22 protein-coding genes are annotated in these 23207 nt (G+C 62.8%); 8 read left to right on the top strand and 14 right to left on the bottom strand.

Going from position 1 to position 23207, the window contains the following annotated elements:
- Window positions 1–3 precede the first annotated feature (3 nt).
- Window positions 4–1419 carry a magnesium transporter gene (gene mgtE / locus GRI32_RS03950; protein ID WP_160589832.1) on the bottom strand — a complete coding sequence of 472 codons (1416 nt, stop codon included), beginning with the start codon at window positions 1417–1419 and terminating at the stop codon, window positions 4–6.
- A 113-nt stretch (window positions 1420–1532) separates the two neighbouring features.
- Between mgtE and GRI32_RS03945 the strand changes: the two genes are divergently transcribed.
- Together GRI32_RS03945 and GRI32_RS03940 are read left to right on the top strand one after the other, a co-directional pair.
- Entirely contained in the window at window positions 1533–1997 is a 465-nt protein-coding gene (locus GRI32_RS03945) for a peptidylprolyl isomerase (RefSeq protein WP_160589831.1), read from the top strand.
- Window positions 1997–2308: a DUF4919 domain-containing protein gene (locus GRI32_RS03940; protein WP_160589830.1), complete on the top strand. Its 312-nt coding sequence runs from the start codon at window positions 1997–1999 to the stop codon at window positions 2306–2308. Before GRI32_RS03945 ends, GRI32_RS03940 begins: the two co-directional genes overlap by 1 nt.
- Before the next feature lie 56 nt (window positions 2309–2364).
- Here the strand turns inward: GRI32_RS03940 and GRI32_RS03935 are convergent, their stop codons facing one another.
- The 13 genes from GRI32_RS03935 to GRI32_RS03875 form a co-directional block, all read right to left on the bottom strand.
- Window positions 2365–3372 carry a nuclear transport factor 2 family protein gene (locus GRI32_RS03935; RefSeq protein WP_160589829.1) on the bottom strand — a complete coding sequence of 336 codons (1008 nt, stop codon included), beginning with the start codon at window positions 3370–3372 and terminating at the stop codon, window positions 2365–2367.
- Between the two features lie 68 nt (window positions 3373–3440).
- Window positions 3441–4319 (bottom strand): LysR substrate-binding domain-containing protein, encoded by an 879-nt coding sequence (locus GRI32_RS03930; RefSeq protein ID WP_160589828.1) that lies wholly within the window; start codon window positions 4317–4319, stop codon window positions 3441–3443.
- A 71-nt stretch (window positions 4320–4390) separates the two neighbouring features.
- Window positions 4391–5332 carry a hemolysin family protein gene (locus GRI32_RS03925; protein WP_160589827.1) on the bottom strand — a complete coding sequence of 314 codons (942 nt, stop codon included), beginning with the start codon at window positions 5330–5332 and terminating at the stop codon, window positions 4391–4393.
- A gap of 51 nt (window positions 5333–5383) precedes the next feature.
- Entirely contained in the window at window positions 5384–5881 is a 498-nt protein-coding gene (gene ybeY, locus GRI32_RS03920) for an rRNA maturation RNase YbeY (protein WP_160589826.1), read from the bottom strand.
- 36 nt (window positions 5882–5917) lie between these two features.
- Entirely contained in the window at window positions 5918–6958 is a 1041-nt protein-coding gene (locus GRI32_RS03915; RefSeq protein WP_160589825.1) for a PhoH family protein, read from the bottom strand.
- Window positions 6959–7269: 311 nt separating this feature from the next.
- Entirely contained in the window at window positions 7270–8622 is a 1353-nt protein-coding gene (gene miaB, locus GRI32_RS03910; protein WP_160589824.1) for a tRNA (N6-isopentenyl adenosine(37)-C2)-methylthiotransferase MiaB, read from the bottom strand.
- 45 nt (window positions 8623–8667) lie between these two features.
- Window positions 8668–9360, bottom strand: a complete 693-nt coding sequence (locus tag GRI32_RS03905; RefSeq protein WP_237437368.1) for a lysophospholipid acyltransferase family protein — start codon at window positions 9358–9360, stop codon at window positions 8668–8670.
- Between the two features lie 37 nt (window positions 9361–9397).
- Window positions 9398–9820 (bottom strand): Fur family transcriptional regulator, encoded by a 423-nt coding sequence (locus tag GRI32_RS03900; protein WP_160589823.1) that lies wholly within the window; start codon window positions 9818–9820, stop codon window positions 9398–9400.
- Between the two features lie 88 nt (window positions 9821–9908).
- The gene (locus GRI32_RS03895) at window positions 9909–10346 is read right to left on the bottom strand and encodes a Ros/MucR family transcriptional regulator (RefSeq protein ID WP_160589822.1); all 438 of its coding nucleotides are present in this window, start codon (window positions 10344–10346) and stop codon (window positions 9909–9911) included.
- Window positions 10347–10492: 146 nt separating this feature from the next.
- Window positions 10493–10951 (bottom strand): GNAT family N-acetyltransferase, encoded by a 459-nt coding sequence (locus GRI32_RS03890; protein WP_160589821.1) that lies wholly within the window; start codon window positions 10949–10951, stop codon window positions 10493–10495.
- Window positions 10948–11568, bottom strand: a complete 621-nt coding sequence (gene tsaB / locus GRI32_RS03885; protein WP_160589820.1) for a tRNA (adenosine(37)-N6)-threonylcarbamoyltransferase complex dimerization subunit type 1 TsaB — start codon at window positions 11566–11568, stop codon at window positions 10948–10950. Before tsaB ends, GRI32_RS03890 begins: the two co-directional genes overlap by 4 nt.
- A 12-nt stretch (window positions 11569–11580) precedes the next feature.
- Window positions 11581–12174 carry a malonic semialdehyde reductase gene (locus GRI32_RS03880; RefSeq protein WP_160589819.1) on the bottom strand — a complete coding sequence of 198 codons (594 nt, stop codon included), beginning with the start codon at window positions 12172–12174 and terminating at the stop codon, window positions 11581–11583.
- Window positions 12175–12191: 17 nt separating this feature from the next.
- Complete coding sequence (locus GRI32_RS03875) at window positions 12192–12770, bottom strand: NifU family protein (protein ID WP_160589818.1); 579 nt, start codon at window positions 12768–12770, stop codon at window positions 12192–12194.
- Window positions 12771–12916: 146 nt separating this feature from the next.
- Here GRI32_RS03875 and GRI32_RS03870 point away from each other — a divergent pair, with 146 nt between their 5' ends.
- From GRI32_RS03870 to GRI32_RS03845, 6 genes are all read left to right on the top strand, one after another.
- A complete protein-coding gene (locus GRI32_RS03870) occupies window positions 12917–15841 on the top strand; it encodes a M16 family metallopeptidase (RefSeq protein ID WP_160589817.1) in 2925 nt (974 codons plus the stop codon).
- Between the two features lie 124 nt (window positions 15842–15965).
- On the top strand, window positions 15966–17345 hold the full coding sequence (locus GRI32_RS03865; RefSeq protein ID WP_160589816.1) for a class II 3-deoxy-7-phosphoheptulonate synthase: 1380 nt from the start codon (window positions 15966–15968) through the stop codon (window positions 17343–17345).
- 148 nt (window positions 17346–17493) lie between these two features.
- Window positions 17494–19311, top strand: coding sequence for a sensor domain-containing diguanylate cyclase (locus tag GRI32_RS03860; protein WP_160589815.1), 1818 nt, complete (start codon window positions 17494–17496; stop codon window positions 19309–19311).
- Between the two features lie 146 nt (window positions 19312–19457).
- Window positions 19458–20699, top strand: coding sequence for an ergothioneine biosynthesis protein EgtB (egtB, locus tag GRI32_RS03855; protein WP_160589814.1), 1242 nt, complete (start codon window positions 19458–19460; stop codon window positions 20697–20699).
- On the top strand, window positions 20699–21685 hold the full coding sequence (gene egtD, locus GRI32_RS03850; protein ID WP_160589813.1) for an L-histidine N(alpha)-methyltransferase: 987 nt from the start codon (window positions 20699–20701) through the stop codon (window positions 21683–21685). Before egtB ends, egtD begins: the two co-directional genes overlap by 1 nt.
- A gap of 100 nt (window positions 21686–21785) precedes the next feature.
- Window positions 21786–23204 (top strand): MFS transporter, encoded by a 1419-nt coding sequence (locus GRI32_RS03845; protein WP_160589812.1) that lies wholly within the window; start codon window positions 21786–21788, stop codon window positions 23202–23204.
- The last annotated feature ends 3 nt before the right edge of the window (window positions 23205–23207 follow it).

Below are 23207 nucleotides of genomic sequence, written 5' to 3'. Positions count from 1 at the left end.
TTGTCAGACGGCCAGGCCAGCCGCCACGGCGAGCCCCAGGAAGGCGAAGAAGCCCATTGAATCGGTTATCATGGTCACGAACACGCTGCTGGCCACGGCGGGGTCCTGATCCAGCCGCTCGAAAATCACTGGCACCGCCACACCGGCCAGGCCTGCGGTGACGATGTTGATGACCACGGCGGTGGTGATCACTGCGCCCAGTTGCGGGGTGAAGATCACCGCCGTTGCCATGCCGATCAGCGCCGCCACGGTCACGCCATTGAGCAGGGCCACGCGAAATTCCCGCCACAGCATGCGCCTGGTGTTGGATTTGGTCAGCTGGTTCATGGCGATGGCGCGCACGGTCACCGCCATCGTCTGCGTGCCGGCATTGCCGCCGATGCTGGCGACAACGGGCATCAGAATGGCCAGCGCCACCAGCTTCTCTATCGCGGCGCCGAATGCGGCGATGATCAGGCTGGCGACCAGCGCCGTGCCCAGATTGGCGATCAGCCAGCGCACGCGGGCGAAATAGGCATCGCGGATCGGCTCGTTAATGTCGCCTTCGCCCGCGCCGGACATCAGCAGGGCATCCTCGCCCGCTTCTTCCTGAATGATGTGGACGATATCATCGACTGTCAGCTGGCCCACCAGCCGCCCGCTCTCATCGACCACGGCGGCGGAGATCAGCGCGTATTTCTGGAACCGCAGCGCCACTTCTTCCTGATCCATGTCCGTGGGGATCAGCGTCTGGTCGCGCTTCATCACATCGGTCAGCGGGATGTGGCGCGGGGTGCGCATGACCCATGAAAGCTGGCAGGTGCCGATCGGGCGATGGCGGTGATCGACCACGAACACTTCCCAGAACTCGGTGGTCAGGTCGTCATGATCGCGCAGATAATCGATCAAATCGCCCACGGTCATGTGTTCGGGCACGGCCACCAGCTCGCGCTGCATCAGGCGGCCGGCGGATTCCTCCGGGTAGGCGAGCGCCGATTCGATGGCTGCGCGGTCCTCGGCGTCCATCTCGGCCAGAACCGCCTGCTGGTCCTCGTCGTCCAGATCCTCGATCAACTGGACGGCATCGTCGGTATCCAGCTGTTCGGCGATTTCGGCCACGGCGGAGGCGGGCAGCGCCTCCACCATGCTTTCACGCACGTAATCGTTGAGCTCGGCGATCACGTCGCCGGTCATCAAATCGGTTATGGCAGAAGCGAGTTCGCGCCGTTCGCCCGGTTCCAGCAGTTCCAGAAGGTCGGCGATGTCGGCCGGGTGGAGCGGTTCCACCAGCTCATAGGCGCGGCTCTCGTCCTCCTCCTCCAGCGCATCGCGTACGGCGCGCACGAATTCCGGCTTGAGGCGGTTTTCCTCGTCAAACTCCTCTCCCTCGCCCTGCACGGCGTTCTCGTCTTCGAGTTCCTGGAGATCGGTTTGAGACATGATCCACGGCCTAATGCCGCCGCGCACAAAAGCAAGCCGCCCGCACCGGTGCGGGGTGACTTTGCCGCCATTGCGCCTATACCCCCACGCAAATTATCAAAGGAGAATATTGCATGGCCGACGAAAAGCTTACCTTCACCCTCGAAACTGCCAATGGTGAGGGCGGTGACGTCGTGATCAAGCTGCGGCCGGACCTTGCGCCGGGGCATGTTGCGCGGATCAAGGAACTGGTGGGCGAAGGCTTTTACGATGGCGTGGTGTTCCACCGCGTGATCCCCGGCTTCATGGCGCAGGGCGGTGATCCCACCGGCACCGGCATGGGCGGTTCCGACAAGCCTGACCTGAAGGCAGAATTCAACGACGCGCCGCATTCGCGCGGTGTATGCTCGATGGCGCGCACGCAGGTGCCCGACAGCGCCAACAGCCAGTTCTTCATCTGCCTGGACGATGCCCGTTTCCTGGATCGGCAATATACCGTCTGGGGCGAAGTGGAGAGCGGCATGGAACATGTCGACGCCCTGCCCAAGGGTGAGCCGCCGCGCGAACCCGGCAAGATCGTCAAGGCCACCATCAGCTGATGATCGCCCGCCGACTTGCGGCGGCCTTGCTGGCTGGCACCCTGTCGGCGGGCCTTTCGGGCTGCCTGCTGCCGCCCGATGCGCCCACCGTGCTCGCCTCTGCGGGCGGGACCGGGCCGGACGATGCCTATGTGGTGTCCAGCGTGGCGCAGGAATATGAAATCCTGCGCCTGCTGGGCCTGCAAAGCCAGTCGCAGGAAGTGCACCGTATCGATGGCCGCACATTCGATGTGCTGCGCGTGATCGATCCCCAGACGCAGGAAGCGCGAGATGTCTGGTTTGACATCTCGCGCTTCTTTGGTCGCGGGTAACAGGGTTCTTCGAGCCCTTGCGCGGTCATCCTCCCGCAGGGAGGATGCGCAGGGGGTTATTCCTGCTCGCGCGTGGGGGCCACGTTGCGCATCTGGATCAGCCATTCGCCGTCGACCTTCACCAGGTCGTCCACGCCCTGACCGGCTGCTGCCACCACGGGAGCGGTGGCGCTGCCTACCGCTCCGCCAGTGCCGAACACGGTCTGGTGGTAATAGTGATAGCGCGCGGAATTCGGCCCGGTGAATTCCAGCCACTGGTTCATCGTGAAGTGGTGCATCTTGGCGATGGCCACGCCTTGCTGGCGGCGTTCTTCCTGACCGGCTGCCAGATCACGGATCATCTGCGCCAGCGCTTCGCGGCCCTGTGTGCGGCCAAATGCGCCATTCGGGGTGAAGTTGGCGGCGTAGGCTTCCGGATCGTAATTATCGAGGCTGCGGTCATAAGCCCACATGCGTGCCTCGATCGCCTCGCGGTCGGCCATGCGCTGCGCCAGCTGTTCGGCATTCATCGCCGCCACGCCGGTTGGCTGCGGCGGAGCGGCGGTGGGCAGGGTGGCCGGGTCCCAATGCTCGTCCGCCTTGCCATCCACGAAACGCCAGGTGTCGAACCAGGTGGTGGTGTAGCTCTCGGCCGGATTATCCGCATAGGGCATGATGCGGCGGGTCAGGATGGTGACGTAATCGCCTTCCGCCATCACCGCGACCACGCCGTTGGGGTCCTCGGCGCTCAGCGCGGGGCAGGGGTTAAGCGGCTCTCGCTTGGCGATTTCCACGAAGTAATAGATCACCCCTTCCAGACCCGATGCGGCGACCGGATTGTGCTGGATATAGGCGTCGGTCAGCCATTCGCCTGCGCGCGCCCACTCATTGCACTTGAGCAGCTCCCGCTGGATGTGCAGCGCCGCCTGCTTGTTGCGATGGAGCACGGGATCGGAGCTGGAGAACAGGCTTTCGGGATCGGGATGCGGCACCACCGGATCGCTGAGCGCGCGCATCTGGGCGCTGACGGCAGTCGGGCTTACGGCCACCAATGCGGCGGCCAGGATCGTGTTGACGAATTTCATGATGTTCCCCTCATATCAGAATCTGCATTCCTGAATGCGAGGGTTGTGCCGCAAATCCCGGCGTGAGGCTAGAGGCCTGCGGTAACCAGCCAATCGTGGAAAATGCGCACCGGGCGCGCTTCCAGATCGACCGGGCGGCAGATGAACCAGTAGCTGTAGGGGCTGGCCACGGACACATCGAACAGCTTGGCCAGGCGCGGATCGTTGTTCCGCTCCATATGATCGTCATGCATCATGGCAATGCCCAGACCCTGCGCCGCGGCCTCCAGGATCAGCTGGCCCGAATCGTAGTGGTCAATCGCCGCCGGGCGCAGCTTTTCAAAGCCGAGCGCCTTCTTCCACGCCTCGAAACTCAGCGCCATGTCGGTGTGCACCAGGAAGGTCTGCTTCTCCAGCGTGGCAAGGTCCGGCTTTGGTCCAAGCTGTGCCGCAAGCTCCTTGCTGCAGATGGCATGGACGGTGTTCTGGTCCAGCTGCACGGCGTGGAACGACGGGTCGGGATCGGTCATCAGCGTGATCGCCGCATCCAGCGTATCGCCCACGCGGTCCACCAGATGCGGGCTGGTGTCGATGTCCAGATGCAGGCGCGGATGCAGGCTGCGCAATTCGGGCAAGCGCGGGAACAGGCGCTGCGTGCCGAACAGCGGCATCACACCCAGCCGCAGACGCAGCAGCTGGAAGTTCTCAGACTGCGATTCCACCGCCGCCGCCAGCGTTTCCAGATGCGGGGCCACGGCATCGTAGAAAGCGCGCCCCTCATCGGTCAGCTTCATCGCCTGCCCCGTGCGCGAGAACAGCTTGCGGCCGGTGAATTCTTCCAGATTGGTGATGCGGCGCGACAGCGCTGACGGGCTCAGCCCCAGCTCACTGGCCGCCGAACGCGCCGATCCAAGGCGCACGACACGTACAAAGGCCTCCAGGGCGCGAAGGGGCGGCAATCGTCTCATCCCGACCCTATGTTCAGAAATATGCAACTCATGTCGAGCGGGTTATTGCGCAAGTGCGAAGAAAAACCCGATCAATCCGCAGATTTGTCGTCCTCACGCTCGCTGGGAGCATGCAGGCGCAGGCGCGTGACGTGCGTTTCATCGCCTGCCAGTACCTCTATCCGCCAGCCACTGGGATGAGTCAGCATGGCGCCGGGCTGCGGCACCTGTTCGGCCAGGATGAAAGCGAGGCCGCCCAGCGTATCGACCGATTCTTCCACTTCGGCGATGCGCGGATCGCCGATTCGCTCGGCCACGTCGTCCAGTTCGGCGCGGGCATCGGCATCCCACATGCCATCACCGATCGGCACCACCAGTTCGACCGGGGCATCGTCATGCTCATCCTCGATGTCGCCAACGATTTCCTCGACCAGATCCTCGATGGTGATGATCCCGTCAGTGCCGGAAAACTCGTCCACCACAATCGCCAGGTGAACACGGCGGCTGCGCATGTCGGCCAGCACGTCCAGCGCGCCGCGCGCCTGCGGCACATACAGCGGCTGGCGCATCAGCGTGGTCCAGTCCTCTGGCGGATCGCGCTTTTCGGCCAGGAAGGTGAACACGTCCTTGATGTGCATCATGCCGATCACATCATCCAGCTGCTCGCGGAAAACGGGCATGCGGGAATGGCCATGTTCGGCAAACAGGGCGACCATCTGATCCCAGCTGGCATCGGCGCGAATGGCGATGATCTCACCGCGCGGGATGGCCACGTCATCGGCATCGTTTTCGCTGAAATGCAGCAGGTTGCGCAGCATCGTCAGCTCAACCGGAGACATGTCGCCGGCAGCCTTCTCTTCCGACCGGCCAGCAGTGGATTGTTCATCCTCATGCTCGTCGATCGCTTCTTCCAGCTGCTCGCGGAAGGAGGTGATGTTATTGGCTTCGAAGAGTGACCGGATTGCGTTCCACAATCCGCCGCTACTGTCTGCGTCTCCCTGCTGGGTTTCGCCGTTCCTGGTAATCTCGGGCATTGCCCCTGTCACTTCCTCTTACTGGCCGCAGTTTGTTGGCCGCAGTCGGGCCTATTCGTCTTCTATCGCACTATATGGGTCTGCAATTCCCATAAGCGCAAGCGTCTTAACTTCCAATTGTTCCATCGCCTCTGCCTCTGCGGGAGAGATTTCGTGATCATATCCCGCAAGGTGCAACAGGCCGTGGACGATCAGATGGGATGTGTGATCGGCAATTGCGATGCTTTTCTGTGCCGCCTCACGCGCGCAGGTTTCCTGGGCCAGCACAATATCGCCCAGCAACACCGGCGGGCCTTCTTCGTCCAGCGCCAGCAGGTCCTCCCGGGTCAGCATGGGGAAGGACAGCACATTGGTGGGCTTGTCGCGATCGCGCCACTGGCGGTTGAGCGCGTGAATTTGCGCGTCAGAGGTGAACGTCAGGCTGGTGGCAAGGCGCGGATTGGCCAGCTGGGGCGCGATGGCCTGCACGGCCTGCACGGCCCTGAGCGCCAGCGCTTCCCAGTCGGTATCGGCACTCCACGGTGCCTCGATCTCGCAATCGAGTTCCATCAGGCCAGTTCCATCATGCGGGCGGCAATTTGATCATCACGGAAGGGCATTCTCACCCTCATAGGCCTCGACAATGCGGCCCACGATCGGGTGGCGCACCACGTCTGCGGTGGTGAAGCGGGTGACGCCGATACCGTCCACGCCTTCCAGCCGCGCCACCGCATCGGCGAGGCCGCTCATCCGGTCGCCGCCGGGAATGTCCACCTGCCGCGGATCGCCGCACACCACCATCCGGCTGTTCTGGCCAAAGCGGGTGAGGAACATCTTCATCTGCTCCTTGGTGGTGTTCTGCGCCTCATCCAGAATCACGAAGGCATCGGCCAGCGTGCGTCCGCGCATGAAGGCAATCGGGGCAATCTCGATCTCGCCCGATGCCAGCCGCCGCTCCACCTGTTCTGGCGGCATGCAGTCGAACAGCGCATCGTAAAGCGGGCGCAGATAGGGATCGACCTTCTCCTTCATGTCACCGGGCAGGAAGCCCAGCTTTTCGCCCGCTTCCACCGCGGGCCGAGACAGGATCAGGCGCTGCACGCTGCCGGTAATCAGCTGGCTGACCGCCTGCGCCACCGCCACATAGGTCTTGCCCGTACCTGCCGGGCCGAGCGCGAAGATCACGTCGCGGCTGGCCAGCAGGCGCATGTATTCGGCCTGCTTGGCGGTGCGCGGCACGATGGTCTTCTTGCGCGTGCGGATCATGACAGAGGGCAATTCCGCCGTGGTATCGATGATCCCGTCCAGCGTGGGTTCGCTCGACATGGCGATCAGCGCCTCGATCGCCCCTGCATCCATTTCCTCACCGGCCAGCAATTTATCGTGCAGTTTCAGCAACACATCGCGGGTGCGGGCGACATCGTCCTCGGCCCCCTCGATCACAACCTTGTTGCCGCGCGCGCCGATATACACGCCCAGCCGGTTTTCGATCTGCACCAGATTGGCATCAAATTCACCGAACAGCGCGCCCAGCACGGTCTGTTCCTCAAATTTGACCTCCACCCGCGTTCGGCGACCATGATCGCGGCGATCTTCGGGGTGGGCGATTGCGGCCGAACTTTCGGCGCTGTGTGCTTTGCGGGTCATGTGCTCCCTTCGGCGATGATGGACACAAGAATAGGCACGCTTGCGGCTCAGGCAAGATGGGCGATGCAAGCAAGCGGTGGATAGTCACATGACTGTCATCCCAGCTCTGTCATCCCAGCTCTGTCATCCCAGCTCTGTCATCCCAGCTCTGTCATCCCAGCTCTGTCATCCCAGCTCTGTCATCCCAGCTCTGTCATCCCAGCTCTGTCATCCCAGCTCTGTCATCCCAGCTCTGTCATCCCAGCTCTGTCATCCGGACCCAACTGGCGAGAAATGGCGGAGCGTTCCATTTGCGCCCCTGAACAGGCCGATCAGGCCTGGCTGGACAGCACCTGCCCCTTGAGCGAGGCCGGTCCGGCTTCGCCCAGCCGGGCATGCACCATGTCGCCGATCTGCATCGCATCGGCCTCCGCACCTTCGAAGAACACCGATTGCAGCCAGGGCGACTTGCCCAGCCACTGGCCGGGGCGGCGGCCCTTGCGTTCAATCAGCACGTCGCAGGTCTTGCCGGTGCTGGCCTGATTGAAGGCATGTTGATCGCGGCCCAGCGATGCCTGCAGGCGCTGGAGTCGCTCTTCCATCACCTCGCGGGCGATCTGGCCATCCATGCTGGCGGCAGGCGTGCCGGGGCGGGGCGAATACATGAAGCTGAAGGCAGAGGCGTAGCGGACCGCGTCCACCACCTGCAACGTTTCGGCAAACTCGGCCTCGGTCTCTCCGGGGAAGCCGACGATGAAATCACCCGACAGCGCGATGTCGGGGCGCACTGCGCGAAAGCGCTCGAGCAGCTTGAGGTAGCTGTCCACCGTGTGGCTGCGGTTCATCGCTTTCAGCACCCGGTCTGATCCGCTCTGCACCGGCAGGTGCAGGTACGGCATCAGCTTCTGCACCTCGCCATGCGCGGCGATCAGGCCTTCGTCCATGTCGTTGGGGTGGCTGGTGGTATAGCGAATTCGCTGCAATTTCGGGAGCTTGTCCAGCTCTTTTATCAATTCTCCCAGGCCCACGGCGTGGCCCCTGGCATTCTCTCCGCGCCAGGCATTGACGTTCTGCCCCAGCAAGGTGATCTCGCGCGCGCCGGCTTCCACAAGCGCCTCAGCTTCGCGCAGCAAATCGCTGTAAGGGCGCGATATTTCTGCGCCGCGCGTATAGGGAACCACGCAATAGGTGCAGAACTTGTCGCACCCTTCCTGCACGGTCAGAAATGCCGATGGCCCAACCTTGCGCCGCGCCGGAAGTGCAGCAAATTTGGCGTCTTCCGGCATGTCTGTATCGGTTGCGCGCTCTCCGTTTGCGGCCCTGGCGATCATCGCCGGCAGGCGGTGATAGGCCTGCGGGCCGACCACCATGGAAACCGCCGGTGCGCGCTTCATGATCTCCTCACCCTCGGCCTGCGCCACGCAGCCGGCCACCGCGATCATCGGATCCTTGCCGACCTTGCGGCCCGCTTTGACCAGGCGGCCGATATCCGAATAGACCTTCTCCGCCGCCTTCTCGCGAATGTGGCAGGTGTTGAGCACCACCAGGTCCGCCTCCTCACCCTCGGGCGCGGCGGTAATGCCCTGCTCGGCCAGCATCTCGGCCATGCGCTCGCCATCATAGACGTTCATCTGGCAGCCGAAGCTCTTGACCCGGTAGGTCCTGGGAGGATTGCTGTGTGGCATGGGCGCGGCCTTTAGGTCATTGCGCAGCGGAAATCAAAGCGCGCGTCAGAAGCGCAGCGCGGCCTCGATCTTCGCCTGTGCCGCTGCCGCCATGGTCTTGCGATTGGTCATTTCATCGCCCGTCAGCGGGTCAAGGAAGCGGATGGTCAGCAGGATCGGCTTTGTGCGGGCGAGGATTCGCTTGAAATTGTCCAGTCCCGGCTCATCCCCGAACCACACCATTGCGGGCGTATCCTCATAATCTAGTGCCACCGGCTGCACCGGAATATCGGCGGGCAGGCGTTCAACTGCAGAGAGCAGCGATGACCGGAAGGGCAGCAGCCCGGTGCCATCATTGGTGGTGGATTCGGGAAAGATCGTCAGCCGTCTTTTGCCCAGCCGGTCGGTCACCTGCGCCACCTGCTCTGCCACGGTGGCGCGCTGGTCGCGGCTGATGAACAGCGTGGCGTTCTGCAGGCACAGCCACGCCAGCACGGGATGGGTGGACAGGCCGCTCTGCGCCACAAAGGCGGTGCGGCTGGCCCCGGCCAGCGTCAGAATATCCAGCCAGCTTTGATGATTGGCCAGCAGCAGCGCCCGCTGTGCAGGCTTGCCGACAATGCGCACGCGCACCCCGCTGATCCGCGCCAGTCCGCCCAGAAAAGGCGGGGGCACAAGATCGCGCCGGCCCAGCAGCGTGCACAGCAGGTGCGGAATGATGATGATTGCGAACAGCAGCAGCCAGCCGGCCGCCCGCAATATTACGAGCAGCCATCGCCAGCCGAGATCTGCTGGCTCAATCCTCGCGGTCGATGCGGACGCCGTACAGCTCCATCCGGTGGTCAACCAGGCGATAGCCCAGCTTCTCGGCAATCGTGCGTTGCAGCGCCTCCAGCTCGGGGTCGACGAATTCGACCACCTTGCCCGTTTCGACATCGATCAGATGATCGTGATGAGCCTCCGGCGCAGCTTCATAGCGCGCGCGGCCATCGCCGAAATCATGGCGATCGAGAATGCCCGCCTCTTCGAACAGGCGCACCGTGCGATAGACTGTGGCGATGGAGATCTTGGGATCAATGGCGGAAGAGCGCGCGTGCAGCTTCTCCACATCAGGATGATCGTCGCTCTCCGACAGGACCCGGGCGATCACGCGGCGCTGCTCTGTAATCCGCAGGCCACGTTCAGCGCACAAGGCTTCTAGGTCGATAGGCTGGTGCAAAATCAATAATCCCGGTTCGAAACAAGTCGCCCCGCCACTATGTAAGGGGCGGGGCGTCTTTTCAACCGGATTGGTCGATAGTGTTCAATCAAACCACTTTTTTGCGGCGACCACGACGCTGGCCGGGCTTGCGGCCAAGGCCGATCTTCTTGGCCAGTTCGCGGCGCTTTTCCGCATAATCGGGGGCGACCATCGGATAATCGGCAGGCAGATTCCAGCGGGCACGATATTCGTCCGGGGTCATGCCGTGATCGGTCATCAGGTGACGCTTGAGCATCTTCATCTTCTTGCCATCTTCCAGGCAAACGACGTGATCGTTCTTGATCGATGCGCGAATCGTTACTGCTGGCTCGGGACGTTCTTCCTTCGCTTCTACAGAGCCCAATCCAGAAAGAGCGCCATAAACGCTCTGAATAAGTACTGGAAGGTCAGACACATCAACATTGTTATTGGCGACATGCGCGGTGACGATGTCCGAGGTTAGCGTAATCAACATCTCGTTCATGTCGTTTTCAAGGTTATCCATGGGTTCCTCTTATTTTTATTTTGCGACCGTTTGACTAATGCCAGCCATCGTCTTCGATTGGCTATGCTCGTCGCCACTGCAACATCATTCACACGATTACAAGAGGCAGGGATGGTAAACCGGATTATTTTTCGGTGAAATTGTCTCTAACCACGTATTGTTGCAAAGGTAATCGCATCAAACGGGCCATCTATTCCGGATCGATAGTAATTGATCCGGCGACCAACCTCCTCAAACCCATGGTTTTGATATAGTTTGACGGCTGGATTCCCGTCCCGCATTTCAAGAAAAAGTCTTTTAGAACCACGTATTTGGGCACAATCCAGGAAGCGTTTCATCAAAGCTGAGCCAACTCCCGATCCGCGTGCCTGCGGCATCACGGCAATCAGCAGCAATTCCTCTTCTTCGGCGGCGGCGCGGGAAAGGGCGAAACCGCGCGTATCCTCCATCGCCCGGGGTTCGGCGCCATTGCCATCGGCAAGCAGAAAAAAAGTGCCCGGCATGGTCAGCGTGTCACCCACCTGCCGCCTGTTCCACGCCTCGCCATAGGCAGGATCGAACGATGCTTCCATCACCTGCATGATGGCATCGAGCGCATCCATCATGCTTTCACCCCCGGCAATCTGGCATCGGGAGCGCGCCCGTAAATGGGCGAAAGATCGGTGGCGAGCACGTCATCGCTCAGCAGAAATGACTGGCTCGCATCGGGCAGCAGATCAATTGCACGGTGATCGCCGCCCAGCGCTGCGGCCAGTTGCTGTGCCTTGCTGCCCGCGATTACTTGGTGCCGACATGCTGCACTTGCCTGTTCGGGCGTGAGCGAGCGGACGGTGTCTTGCGCAATTGCGTCAGCGGAGAAATTCTGCACGAAGTATTCGCCATGTCCGGCGGCCATGCACACGGTGACCGGGCCGGGATGCTGCGCGCGGGCCATCGCCGCCACCAGCGCCAGAGCGGGATAGCCCAGCACCTGCGCATCCCATGCCAGCCCCAATGCGCGCGCGGCGGCCAGGCCTATGCGCACGCCGGTAAAGCTGCCGGGGCCGAGCGAAACAAGGATACGGTCTGCGCGGCCCTTGCCGGGGAAATTGGCGATGGCGGGCACCAGCGTTTCTGCATGGCCGCGCCCGATCACCTTGTGGAAGGAGGCGATGCATGTCGTGTCATCGAACAAGGCTGCGGAGCAGGCTTCGGTGGCACTGTCTATGGCAAGTATTCGCATCGGCAGATGCTATCAGATCAGGCGGTTGAATGCACCGAAGTCCGGGCGCGGGCTGCGCTCATGCAGGCGCGTGGGATCGCCGTAACCGATCGAACAGATGAAATTGCTTTTCCAGCTGGGATCGTCGGCAAAGAAATCCGCATCGACAGCGGCGTTGTTGAAGCCCGACATAGGACCGCAATCCAGCCCCAGAGCGCGCGCGGCCAGAATCAGATAGCCGCCCTGCAGCGAGGAATTGCGAAAGGCCGATGTTTCACGCGCTTCCGGCTTGCCGTCGAACATCGCCTTGCCATTGCCGTGCGGGAAAAGCTGCGGCAGCTGCTCGTGAAAATCCACGTCCATCGCCACGATCGCGCAGACAGGAGCATTCCTGACCTTCTCGACATTGCCCGGCGCGGCATGGGCGGCCAGCCGCTCTTTCGCCGCATCCGATTTGCACCATACGATGCGTGCGGGCAGCTGGTTCATCGATGTCGGACCCATTTTCGCCAGCTCCCAGATCGCGTGGATCTGTTCATCGCTGACTTCGCGGCCATCGAAATACTGATGCGTGCGGGCTTCGCGGAACAGCTGGTTCAGCGAGCCATCGGAAAGAACATCTGCCATGAAAAACTCCGTCTGGATCAGGCGGCGCGGACTTCACTCACCTCGGGCACATAATGCTTCAGCAGGCCTTCGATACCGTGCTTGAGCGTGGCGGTGGAGCTGGGACAGCCGGAGCATGCGCCCTGCATCTGCAGATAGACCACGCCGTCGCGGAAACCACGATAGCGGATATCGCCGCCATCACCCGCCACAGCCGGACGAATGCGGGTTTCCAGCAATTCCTTGATCTGTTCGATGATGTCCGCGTGGGCGGGATCGTCGGCAATCTCCAGCTCGTCATCCGCCGGGACCGAAAAGCCGCTGGCATCGCCGCCGGTAAACAGCGGCGCCTGGCTGACGAAATGATCGAGCAGCACCACCACAACCTGCGACTTGAGTACGGACCAGTCCGCGCCCGGTCCGGCGGTGACGGATACGAAATCCTTGCCGAAGAACACGCCGGTCACTTCGCCTGTATCGAACAGCGCCTGCGCCAGCGGAGAAGCTTCCGCATCCTCGGGATTGGCAAAATCGCGCGTGCCCGAAGGCATGACCTGCTGGCCGGGCAGGAATTTCAGCGTTGCCGGGTTCGGTGTGGTTTCGGTCTCTATGAACATATCGGCGATGTAGGGGCGCGCACGGCGGACCACAAGGCAGCAATATTTGGCTTGCCCCAATCACAACTCGTCGGCCATCGTGGTGGCAGCCATCGAGCGCACCATTCACCAAGCCTTCATTCCTCCAAGGCCAATTAGGCACCGTGATGACATTTCTTTCGCGCTTCACCCGCGCTTTCCTGCCGGCCCTGCTGCTCCTTCCCGTACCGGCGCTGGCCCAGTCCGATTGCACGCTGGGGGTTTCCGGCCCGCAGGATGTGCCGCAATTCGACATGCCTGACGATCCGTGGATCTATCGCGGCACGGATATTCCGGTGGACCAGCAATGGCTGTTTGGCGAATTGCCCAATGGCGTGCGCTATGCCGTGCGCCAGAACGGCGTGCCGCCGTGCCAGATTTCCATCCGCGTGCGCATCGATGCAGGTTCGCTGCATGAGAATGATGACGAGCTGGGCTTTGCCCATCTGATCGAACACCTCACCTTCCGTCAGTCGCGCGATTTCGGTCCGGGTGAGGCGATTCCCTATTTCCAGCGGCTGGGCGCGGGCTTTGGCAATGATACCAACGCCATCACCAGCCCCACGCACACGGTTTACCAGCTGGACCTGCCCAATGCCCGGCGGGATACGCTGGAGGACAGTGCGCGGCTGTTTGCCGGGATGATCCAGGCCCCTACGCTCAGCGCGCAGGACCTGGCGAGCGACCTGCCCATCGTGCTGGCCGAACGGCGGGAGCGCGCCGGTCCGGACGAACGCATTTCGATCGCCACGCGTGAGACTTTCTTCAGCGGACAGCGGCTGGCGGATCGCCCGCCGATCGGCACGGTGAACTCTCTGCAGAACGCCACGCCCGAAGCCGTGCGCGCTTTCCATCAGCGTTGGTACCGCCCGGAAAACACCGTGGTGGTGCTGGTGGGCGATGCCTCTCCGCAAGTGCTGGCCGCGCTGGTCGAACGCAATTTTGCCGACTGGCAGGTTGCCGGACCGGTGACGCCCGAACCCGATTTCGGCGATCCGCAGGCGCCCGCAGGGGCCGATCCGGAAAATCCGGTGGGCGAAGTGCGCGTCCTGATCGAGCCGGGCCAGCCGCTCAGCCTGACCTATGCGATCCTGCGCGACTGGGACCAGGTGGTCGACAATCTGGAATACAACCGCGGCCTGCTGATCGATTCGGTGGCGGAATCGATCCTCAACCGGCGGCTGGAGGAAAATGCCCGCACCGGGGCGAGCTATCTGTTCGCCGGTATCCAGCAGGACAAGATCAGCCGGTCGGCCGATGGCACTTATGTCGTTGTCACCCCGCTTACCGATGACTGGAAAGCCGCGCTGGCCGATGTCCGCGGTGTGATCGCAGATGCGGTGACACAGCCGCCCAGCGAGGAAGAAATCGCCCGCGAACTGTCGCAGTTCGATGTCGCCTTTGTCGACATGGTCAGTCAGGAGCGGATTCAGGCCGGCAGTCAGCTGGCCGATAATCTGGTCAATGCGGTCGACATTCGCGAAGCCGTGGCCGCGCCCGAGACATTCCTCGAAGTGTTTCGCGCCATGCGTGACCGCTTCACTCCGCAGGCCATTCTCGAACACACGCAGCGCCTGTTTTCCGGCACTGTAGTGCGCGGCGTGATGCTGGTGCCCGATCTGGGCGTGGCGAACGAGGCGCAGTTCCGTGCCGCGCTGAGCGCGCCTGCCATCGCCAGCAGCGCCGCGCGCAGCGATGCCGAGGCGATCAGCTTTGCCGACCTTCCGCCGATCGGTGATCCGACACTTCCGGTGGTTTCCGAACCGCTTGGTCCCGGCCTTGTCAGCAATGTCGAGAAGCTGACCTTTGCCAATGGCGTTCGCGCGCTGATCCGCGACAGCAACAATGAGCCGGGCCGTGTCACCGTGCGCGTGCGCTTTGGTGCCGGCTGGCGCGGGTTCGAGGCCGATGAGGGTGTCTATGCCGATCTGGGCCGCCGCGCGCTGGTCAATTCGGGCATCGGTCCGCTGGGTCAGAACGAGCTGGACCGGCTCGCCACCGGGCGCAAGCTGACATTCGGTTTCAGCATTGGCGATGCGGCCTTTGAATTCGAAGGGATTACCCGGGCAGAGGATCTGGCGGACCAGCTGTATCTGTTCGCCGCCAAGCTGGCGCAGCCGCGCTGGGATGTGGCGCCGGTGGAACGCGCCAAGGCCAGCGCCCTGCTGACTTACGATTCGTTCGACGGCGATCCCAATGGCGTGATCAACCGCGATCTGGATTACCTGCTGCGCGGGATGGACGCGCGCTTTGCCACGCCCACGCCCGATCAGCTGCGCAGCGCCACCGCCGGCGAGTTTCGCCGCGTATGGTCGCGCCTGCTGGCACAAGGGCAGATAGAGGTCGACGTTTTCGGCGATATCGACCGCGATGCCACGGTGGACGCGCTGAGCCGCACATTTGGCGCGCTGGCCGTGCGCGACGAGCTTCCTGAACGGGTTGCAACACGCGGTGTCGGCTTCCCGCCGCCCAATGACACGCCAATGGTGATCAACCATTCTGGCGAGGCCAACCAGGCCGCGGCGCTGATCGCATGGCCCACCGGCGGCGGATCTGCCGGCCTGCCGCAGGCGCGCAAGCTGGACCTGCTGGCGCAGCTGGTCGCCAATCGCCTGCTGGACGGGCTGCGCGAGCGATCGGGCACGTCCTATGCGCCCTTCGCCAGTTCCAGCTGGCCGCTCGACATGGAAAGCGGCGGCCATGTGCTGGCGCTAGTGCAACTGGAGCCGGGCGATATCGACGACTTCTTTGCCGAGGCCGACCGGATCGTGGCCGATCTGGCCGACAAGGGGCCGACCGAGGATGAGCTGGCGCGGGTGATCGAACCTGTGCGCCAGAACATTGCCCGCGCGCAGACCGGCCACACATTCTGGCTCAACCAGATGGAAGGTTCGGCATTCGATCCTTATCGCGTGCTCAACCTGCCCACGCTGCCGGTCGATTACCTGGGCACTACGCGCGAAGAGATTCGCCAGCTTGCGCAGCGCTATCTTGCGCCAGAGCGCGGATTCCGGCTGGTGATCCTGCCTCCGGGCGATCGGGCGCCTGGTTAGCCTTGGAACAATAACGCAAGTAACCTTTGCCCTTGGCCCGACTCGGGGTTAGATGCTGCCTCCCCCTAAACATTTAATGCGGGACTCGGCTATTTCCGGGCCCTGCTGCATTGGACGAAGTGACGTGGCAAAAAACTGGACACCCGATAGCTGGAAGCAGGACCGTTTCGAGGCGAAGCACCTGCCGCATTATGAAGATGCGGCGGAACTGGCCGACGCCGAAAAGGTGCTGTCCGGTTTTCCTCCGCTGGTGTTTGCCGGTGAAGCGCGCGCGCTGAAGGCCAAGCTGGCCGATGTGACGGCGGGCGAAGCCTTCCTGTTGCAGGGCGGCGATTGCGCGGAAAGCTTTGCCGAATTCACGCCCAACAACATTCGCGACAGCCTGCGGGTGATCCTGCAGATGGCGGCCGTGCTGACCTATGCCAGCAAGATGCCGGTGGTGAAGGTGGCACGTATGGCGGGCCAGTTTGCCAAGCCGCGCAGCGCCGCAACAGAAGTGCAGGGCGGCGTGGAGCTGCCCAGCTACTTCGGCGATATTATCAACGGGATCGAATTCGATCCGGCCACGCGCCGCAACGATCCCCAGCGCATGCTGCGCGCCTACAGCCAGTCTGCCGCCACGCTCAACCTGCTGCGTGCCTTCACCACGGGCGGCTATGCCAATCTGCGCCAGGTGCATCAGTGGACGCTGGATTTCATGGGCCGCAGCGCCTGGTCCGAACAGTACAAGTCCATCGCCGACCGGATCGGTGAATCGCTCGATTTCATGGAAGCGTGCGGGATCGACATCGAAGATCAGCCGCAGCTCAAGATGGCAAGCCTGTACACCAGCCATGAAGCGCTGCTGCTGCCTTACGAGGAAGCGATGACGCGGCAGGATTCGCTGACCGGTGAATGGTACGACACATCGGCCCACATGCTGTGGATCGGTGATCGCACCCGCTTTGAGGACAGCGCCCATGTGGAATTCATGCGCGGGATCAACAATCCCATCGGCATGAAGTGCGGTCCCAGCCTGTCTCCCGATGCGCTGATCAAGATGCTCGACCTGCTCAATCCTGCGCGTGAGCCGGGACGCATGACGCTGATCAGCCGTTTCGGCCATGAGAAGGTGGAAGCCGGGCTTGCCCCGCTGGTCCGCGCGGTAAAGCGCGAAGGCCATCCGGTGGTGTGGAGCTGCGATCCGATGCACGGCAATGTCATCAAGTCCGACAGCGGATACAAGACCCGCCCGTTCGACCGGATCATGTCCGAAGTGAAGGGCTTCTTCGCGGTTCACCGGGCAGAGGGCACCCATGCCGGCGGCATCCATGTGGAAATGACCGGACAGGACGTGACCGAATGCACCGGCGGCGCGGTGGCTATCACCGATGCCGGCCTGGCCGATCGCTATCACACGCATTGCGATCCGCGCCTCAATGCCGCGCAATCGCTGGAACTGGCGTTCACCCTGGCTGAAATGCTCAACCTGGAACTCAGCGAGCGGCAGGCCGACGCAGCCTGACAAGGCTGGGCCTCACCGGCAGGAAGTTCGGCACCGCAACAGGTGGATGATGTGCCGCGCCTGTAAGTGGTAACACCTAGGCTGTGTAACCCGGACGATCATCATCTGCTCCTATAGTTCCTCCCTTGAGGGACTCAGGAGCATATTGATGGAGCGTTTGAGGCCCTTTTTGGGCCCCATACTTACCGGTGTAATCTGGTGCCTGTTCGCGCTGGGTACGTTGCAGCTGCGCTCCGAATATAATGCCGTGCTGATCATCTGGCTGCCCAGCGCGGTGGCGGTTGCGGCCCTGCATGCCCACCCCATGCGCCAATGGCCGGGCCTGTTGCTGGCGCTCTATATCGCCCAGCTGACCACTTCCCTGCTGATCGACCTGCCCCTGGTCAACGGCATGGCGCTGGCCTTTGCCACCATTGTCGAGGCTTTCATATGCACCAGAATTGGCAAGCTGGTGCTGGGCGGGCGTGGGCAATTGCCGCGAACATTTGCGCACATCGCCGGCCTGTTTCTGGCCGCTGTGGCAGGAGCGCTGGCCAGCGCGCTGATTTCCTTCCCGTTTCGCACTGATCCCACCCTGCCTGAACTGGCGTGGTGGTTTCTGGCCAGCGTGCTGGGCATTCTTGCCGGCACACCCGTGCTGTTGTTCCTTCGGCAATATCTGGGATTTGGCGATCAGAAAGTGGCGATCAGCGGCAGTCTGTCGCTGAAAGGACTGTTGCTCGCCTTCCTGTTGCTGGTGCTGCTGGCCGACATCGTGCTGGCCATTCCCCATATTTCGCTCACGCCACTGCTGGTGATCGGTATTCTTGCAATCGCCATCCGCTTTGGCCAGCTGGGCGCAGCCTGGGGTATTATCGCCTATGGCGTGGCGGCCACGGTCCGCAGCCTGGGTGGGCACAATCCTGCGGCATTTCTGGATTTCACCCCGTTCAATGCCGGCCTGTATCTGCAGGCGCTGATGCTGGTGATGCTGGCGGCATCGCTGCCGCTTGCGGCGCTGCTGCTATCGCGGGACAAGCTGGAGGAGACGCTGCGAAGGCGCAACGAGGCCTTGCACCAGAACCTGACCATCTTCAATCTGGCAGAGACCTTGGCGGGCATTGGCCGCTGGCGCTACGACCTGCGGAAGCACACGCAGGACTGGTCTGAGCGCATGCTGGAAATGAACGGCCTCCCGCGTGAACTGGCACCCGATCCGGGCGATGTGCGCGACAGCCTGCCTGATCGCGGGAAAGAGCTGTTCGGCCAGATCGCCAGACACCGCGATGACCGCAAGCCTTATGATTTTCATTACCGTGTCCGGCCCGGGGGCGGCGAGGAGAGGACCCTTCACATCTCCATCCTCAATGAATTTGATGACAGCGGCGCACGTATCGCCCTGTTCGCCGTGGCCATGGATGTGACGCAGCAGGTCCGGCGCGAGGAAGCGATCGAGCTTGCGCGCGGCCGCGCGGTGCAACTGGCGGCAGAGGCCAACAGGCGGGCCAATACCGATCCACTGACCGGCCTGCCCAATCGTCGCTGCACCTTGAACCGGCTGGGCAGATTGGTGGACAACGCCCATCGCGGCGGCAGTTCGCTTGCCGTCCTCATGTTCGACATCGACCATTTCAAGGCGGTCAATGATGGCCACGGCCACCGCACTGGCGATGAAGTGCTGATCCGCGTGGCCCAGCTGGCCAGCTGCGAAGTGCGCGGCGCGGATCTGGTGGGCCGCATCGGCGGGGAGGAATTCGTCTGGCTGCTGCCCGGTGTCGATCAGAACCGTGCAGGGCAACTGGCAGAGAGGCTGCGCAGCGCGATTGAAACCGGAAGTGCGCTGGGGGGCCTGCCGATGGTGACCGTTTCTATCGGCATCTCCAGCCTGCGCCCCGGTGAAGACGCCGATGCGATGCTGGCGCGTGCCGATAGCGCACTCTACCGGGCGAAGGAGGGCGGCAGGAACCGCGTTCGCCTGGCCGCCTGAAGCGGGCGCCTGCATAATTTCTGCGGAACCCGGCACTAGGTCGGGGTTTCTATAGGTAACCGTCCCGTGCATTATTGCGAATGCACGCTGACAGGCCGCAGGAGGGGTGTTTGCCCAAAGCCACTACCCGCCCGCATGCCCAGGGCATGCCAGATCTCGCACACAGCTTCCTCGCCACGCGGGCGATGAGCGAGGCGCTGTGCGCGCCGCTGTCCGAAGCCGATGCCACGATCCAGTCGATGGACGATGCCTCGCCCGCCAAATGGCACCTGGCGCATGTCACATGGTTCTGGGAAACCTTCCTGCTGCGCGATCACCTCCCCGGATACCGGCTGTTTGACGAGCAATGGCCGTTCCTGTTCAATTCTTATTACGAGGCGGAGGGCGATCGCATATTGCGCTCGCGGCGCGGCATGCTCTCGCGGCCGACACTGGCGCAGGTGCTGGAATGGCGCGCGCATGTGAATGCACATATGGAGCCGCTGCTGGCCGATCCCGCTGTGGCCGATCCCGCCGTGGCCGATTTGATCGAACTGGGTATCGCCCATGAACAGCAGCACATCGAATTGCTGCTGACCGACATCAAGCACGCCTTGTTCCGCAATCCGCTCGGCCCCGCCATGTGGGGTGGGCAGCCGGCAAAGGCGCAGGCGCAGGATGATGGCTGGCTGGAGCATCCCGGCGGCATCGCCCGCATCGGCCATCAGGATGAAGGCTTTGCCTTTGACAATGAGGGGCCGGTGCACCGCGCGCTGTTGGAACCCTTTGCCCTGTCGCGGCGGCTGGTGACCAATCGCGACTGGGACGCATTCATCGCCGATGGCGGATATCGAACTCCGGCGCTGTGGCTGTCCGATGGCTGGGCATGGGTGAACCGCATGCATATTGCCGCGCCGCTTTATTGGCGCGATGGCCAGCACTTCACCCATCAGGGCTGGCAGGACCGCGATCCCGATGCGCCGGTCTGCCATATTTCCTATTACGAGGCCGATGCCTTCGCCAGCTGGGCCGGTGCCATATGGCAAGGTGCGCGCCTGCCGACGGAGTTCGAATGGGAAGCGATTGCCCGCGGGCAGGATAAGCTGGGCTTCGATGCCGCATCAGGCAACCAGCTGGATGAAGCCGCGCCCCCTTTGCCCACCGGATCGGGCGAGCTGTTCGGCGATTGCTGGCAGTTCACCCGTTCGGCCTATCTGCCTTACCCGCGCTTCCGGCCTGCGGAGGGCGCGGTGGGTGAATATAACGGCAAGTTCATGGCCGGTCAGTGGGTGCTCAAGGGGGCCAGCTGCGCCACCATGCGTGGCCATTCGCGCCCGTCCTATCGCAACTTCTTCTATCCGCAGCAGCGCTGGCAATTCACCGGACTGCGATTGGCGAGAGATATCTGATGACTGCCATAACCGAAATCCGCCTTGTCGACCGGGATGAGGGCGGCGTTGACCGTGCCTTTCGTGCCGACGTGCTCGCCGGGCTGGCGCAGCGCCAGAAGGCTGTGCCAGCGCGCTGGCTGTATGACGATGCCGGATCGCAATTGTTCGAGGATATCACCCGCCTCCCCGAATATTACCCGACCCGCGCCGAGACCGAGATATTGCAGGCGCGCGGCGCCGAGTTTGCCGATCTGATCGGGCCGGGCAGGGCGGTAGTGGAATTCGGCTCCGGCTCCTCGGTCAAGACCCCGCTGCTGCTGGGGGCGATCGATCCGGGCGCCTATGTCCCGCTGGATATCGCGGGCGATTTCCTGCGCGCGGCAGCGGCGGAGCTGTCTGCCAACTTCCCCGGCCTGCCGGTCCATCCGGTGGAGGCAGACTTCACCAGAACGGTCACGCTGCCTGCCGAAGTGGCGGACATGCCCAAGCTGGGCTTCTTCCCCGGCTCCACCATCGGCAACATGGTTCCGCGCACGGCGGTGGACCTGCTGCGATCCATGCGGGAAACGCTGGGCAGCCAGTCAAAACTGCTGATCGGCATGGATCTGGTGAAGTCCAGGGATACGCTGATCGCCGCCTATGACGATGCGAAGGGGGTGACGGCGCAGTTCAACCTCAATCTGGCGCGGCGCATCAACCGCGAGCTGGACGGCACGATCCCGGTCGACAAGCTGCGCCACAAGGCCCGCTGGAATGACACTTTCGCCCGCATCGAGATGCATCTGCAGGCGGCGCAGGATTTATCCTTCGACGTGTCGGGTAAATCCTTCACCATGCAGGCGGGGGAAACCATTCACACGGAAAACAGCCACAAGTTCAGGCGCCGCAGCCAGAACATGCTGCTGCTGGCAGGCGGCTGGACCCCGCTGAAGCGCTGGGTTGACGGCAAGCGGCGGTTCTCGCTGATCCTGGCAGAAGCCAGCATCGCCCGCAGCGCGCCCTGACGCGCCGATCCGGCCACAGTTTGATACAAGCGGCGCATTGACGCGGAGCCTGCGCGCCGCCACTCTCCCCCTTTGACACTGTCCTTGGGAGGGGGCGATAATGGCCGCAGGTGCCACTGGCGAACACCGTTTTGATGTCGCCGCCTTCATCGATGAGAGAGACATCGGCTGGCGCGAGATCGTGACGCTGATTGTCTGTTCGATCGTCCTGTTCATGGACGGGTTCGACATGTATTTTCTGGGCAAGATCCTGCCCGCCATCGCCGTGGGGCTGGGCGGCGAATCGGTCGATATGGCCCCCGTCGTCACCAATCAGCAATGGGGCATGCTGCTGGGCGCGATCATCATTCCCCCGCTGGCTGACCGGATCGGGCGCAAGCCGGTGCTGGCGCTGTGCCTGCTGGCCTTTGGCTCGCTGACCCTGTGGGCTGCATGGTCCAGCGGTTTTACCATGCTGGCGGTGCTGCGCGGGATTGCCGGCATCTTCTTTTCCGCCATGCTGCCTGTTGGTCTGGCGATCATTGCCGAGGCCACGCCCAAGCGCCGCCGCGCGCTGTTCATGTCGATTGCGCTGGTGTGCTTTTCGGGCGGCAATCTGGGCAGCGGTTTCATGGTTACGCTGCTGCTGGAAGATCACGGCTGGCAGATTTTCTTCATCATTGGCGGGATTGTGCCCTTGGCGGCAATGCTTTTGCTGCTGACCATCCCCGAAAGCGTGTCCTTCCGCGTCAACCGCAACAGCGCCGATCCGCGCATTCCCGGGATGCTGCGGCGGCTTGATCCGGCAGTCGAACTGACCGGCAATGAAGTGTTCCATATGGGCGATCAGGCCGAAGTGGAGCGGCTGGGTCCGCTCGCCATGTTCGGTCCGCGCTTCCGCATGCAGACGATCCTGCTGTTTGCGATCTGCTTCTTCTCGCTGGGCAATATTGCGCTGCTGGCCAATTGGCTGGCCACCTTCATGCTGGAAATGCGCGATGTGCCGCTGACCGACTTCGCCTATTACATGATCATCGGTTATTTTGGCGGTGCGGCGGGCACTTTGACCATGGGCTGGCTGATGGACCGCATCAATCCGTACAAGGTGCTGGCGGTGTTCTTCGTGGTTGATGCGTTGGCGATTTACGCCATCGGCCAGGTCGATGCGCAAGTGGCGGTGATGGTGATCGCCGCGTTGATCGTGTGGAATTTCTGCCAGGTGGGCGGACAGACCGGCATCAACAATCTGGCCACGCTGGGCTATCCGCCCGAAATGCGCAGCAGCGGCATTGGCTGGGCCGGGGCGATGGGCCGCTTTGGCGGGGTGATCTTCCCGGCGCTGGGCGGCATGGCACTGGCGGCATCGCTGCGGCTGGAGACGATCATGCTGGCAGCCGCCATTCCGGCGCTGATCATTGCCGTGCTGATCACCGTGCTGGGGGTCATGAACAAGGGAATGATCGGCGGCGTGGCCATGCAGGGCGGCCAAGAGGGGCACGGCGGCCAAGGCGGACAGGGCGTACAGGCACCGGCCAACTGATAG

This window comes from Alteraurantiacibacter aestuarii (assembly GCF_009827405.1).
Classification (GTDB): domain Bacteria; phylum Pseudomonadota; class Alphaproteobacteria; order Sphingomonadales; family Sphingomonadaceae; genus Alteraurantiacibacter; species Alteraurantiacibacter aestuarii.
This window is presented reverse-complemented; position numbering and strand designations above follow the sequence as displayed.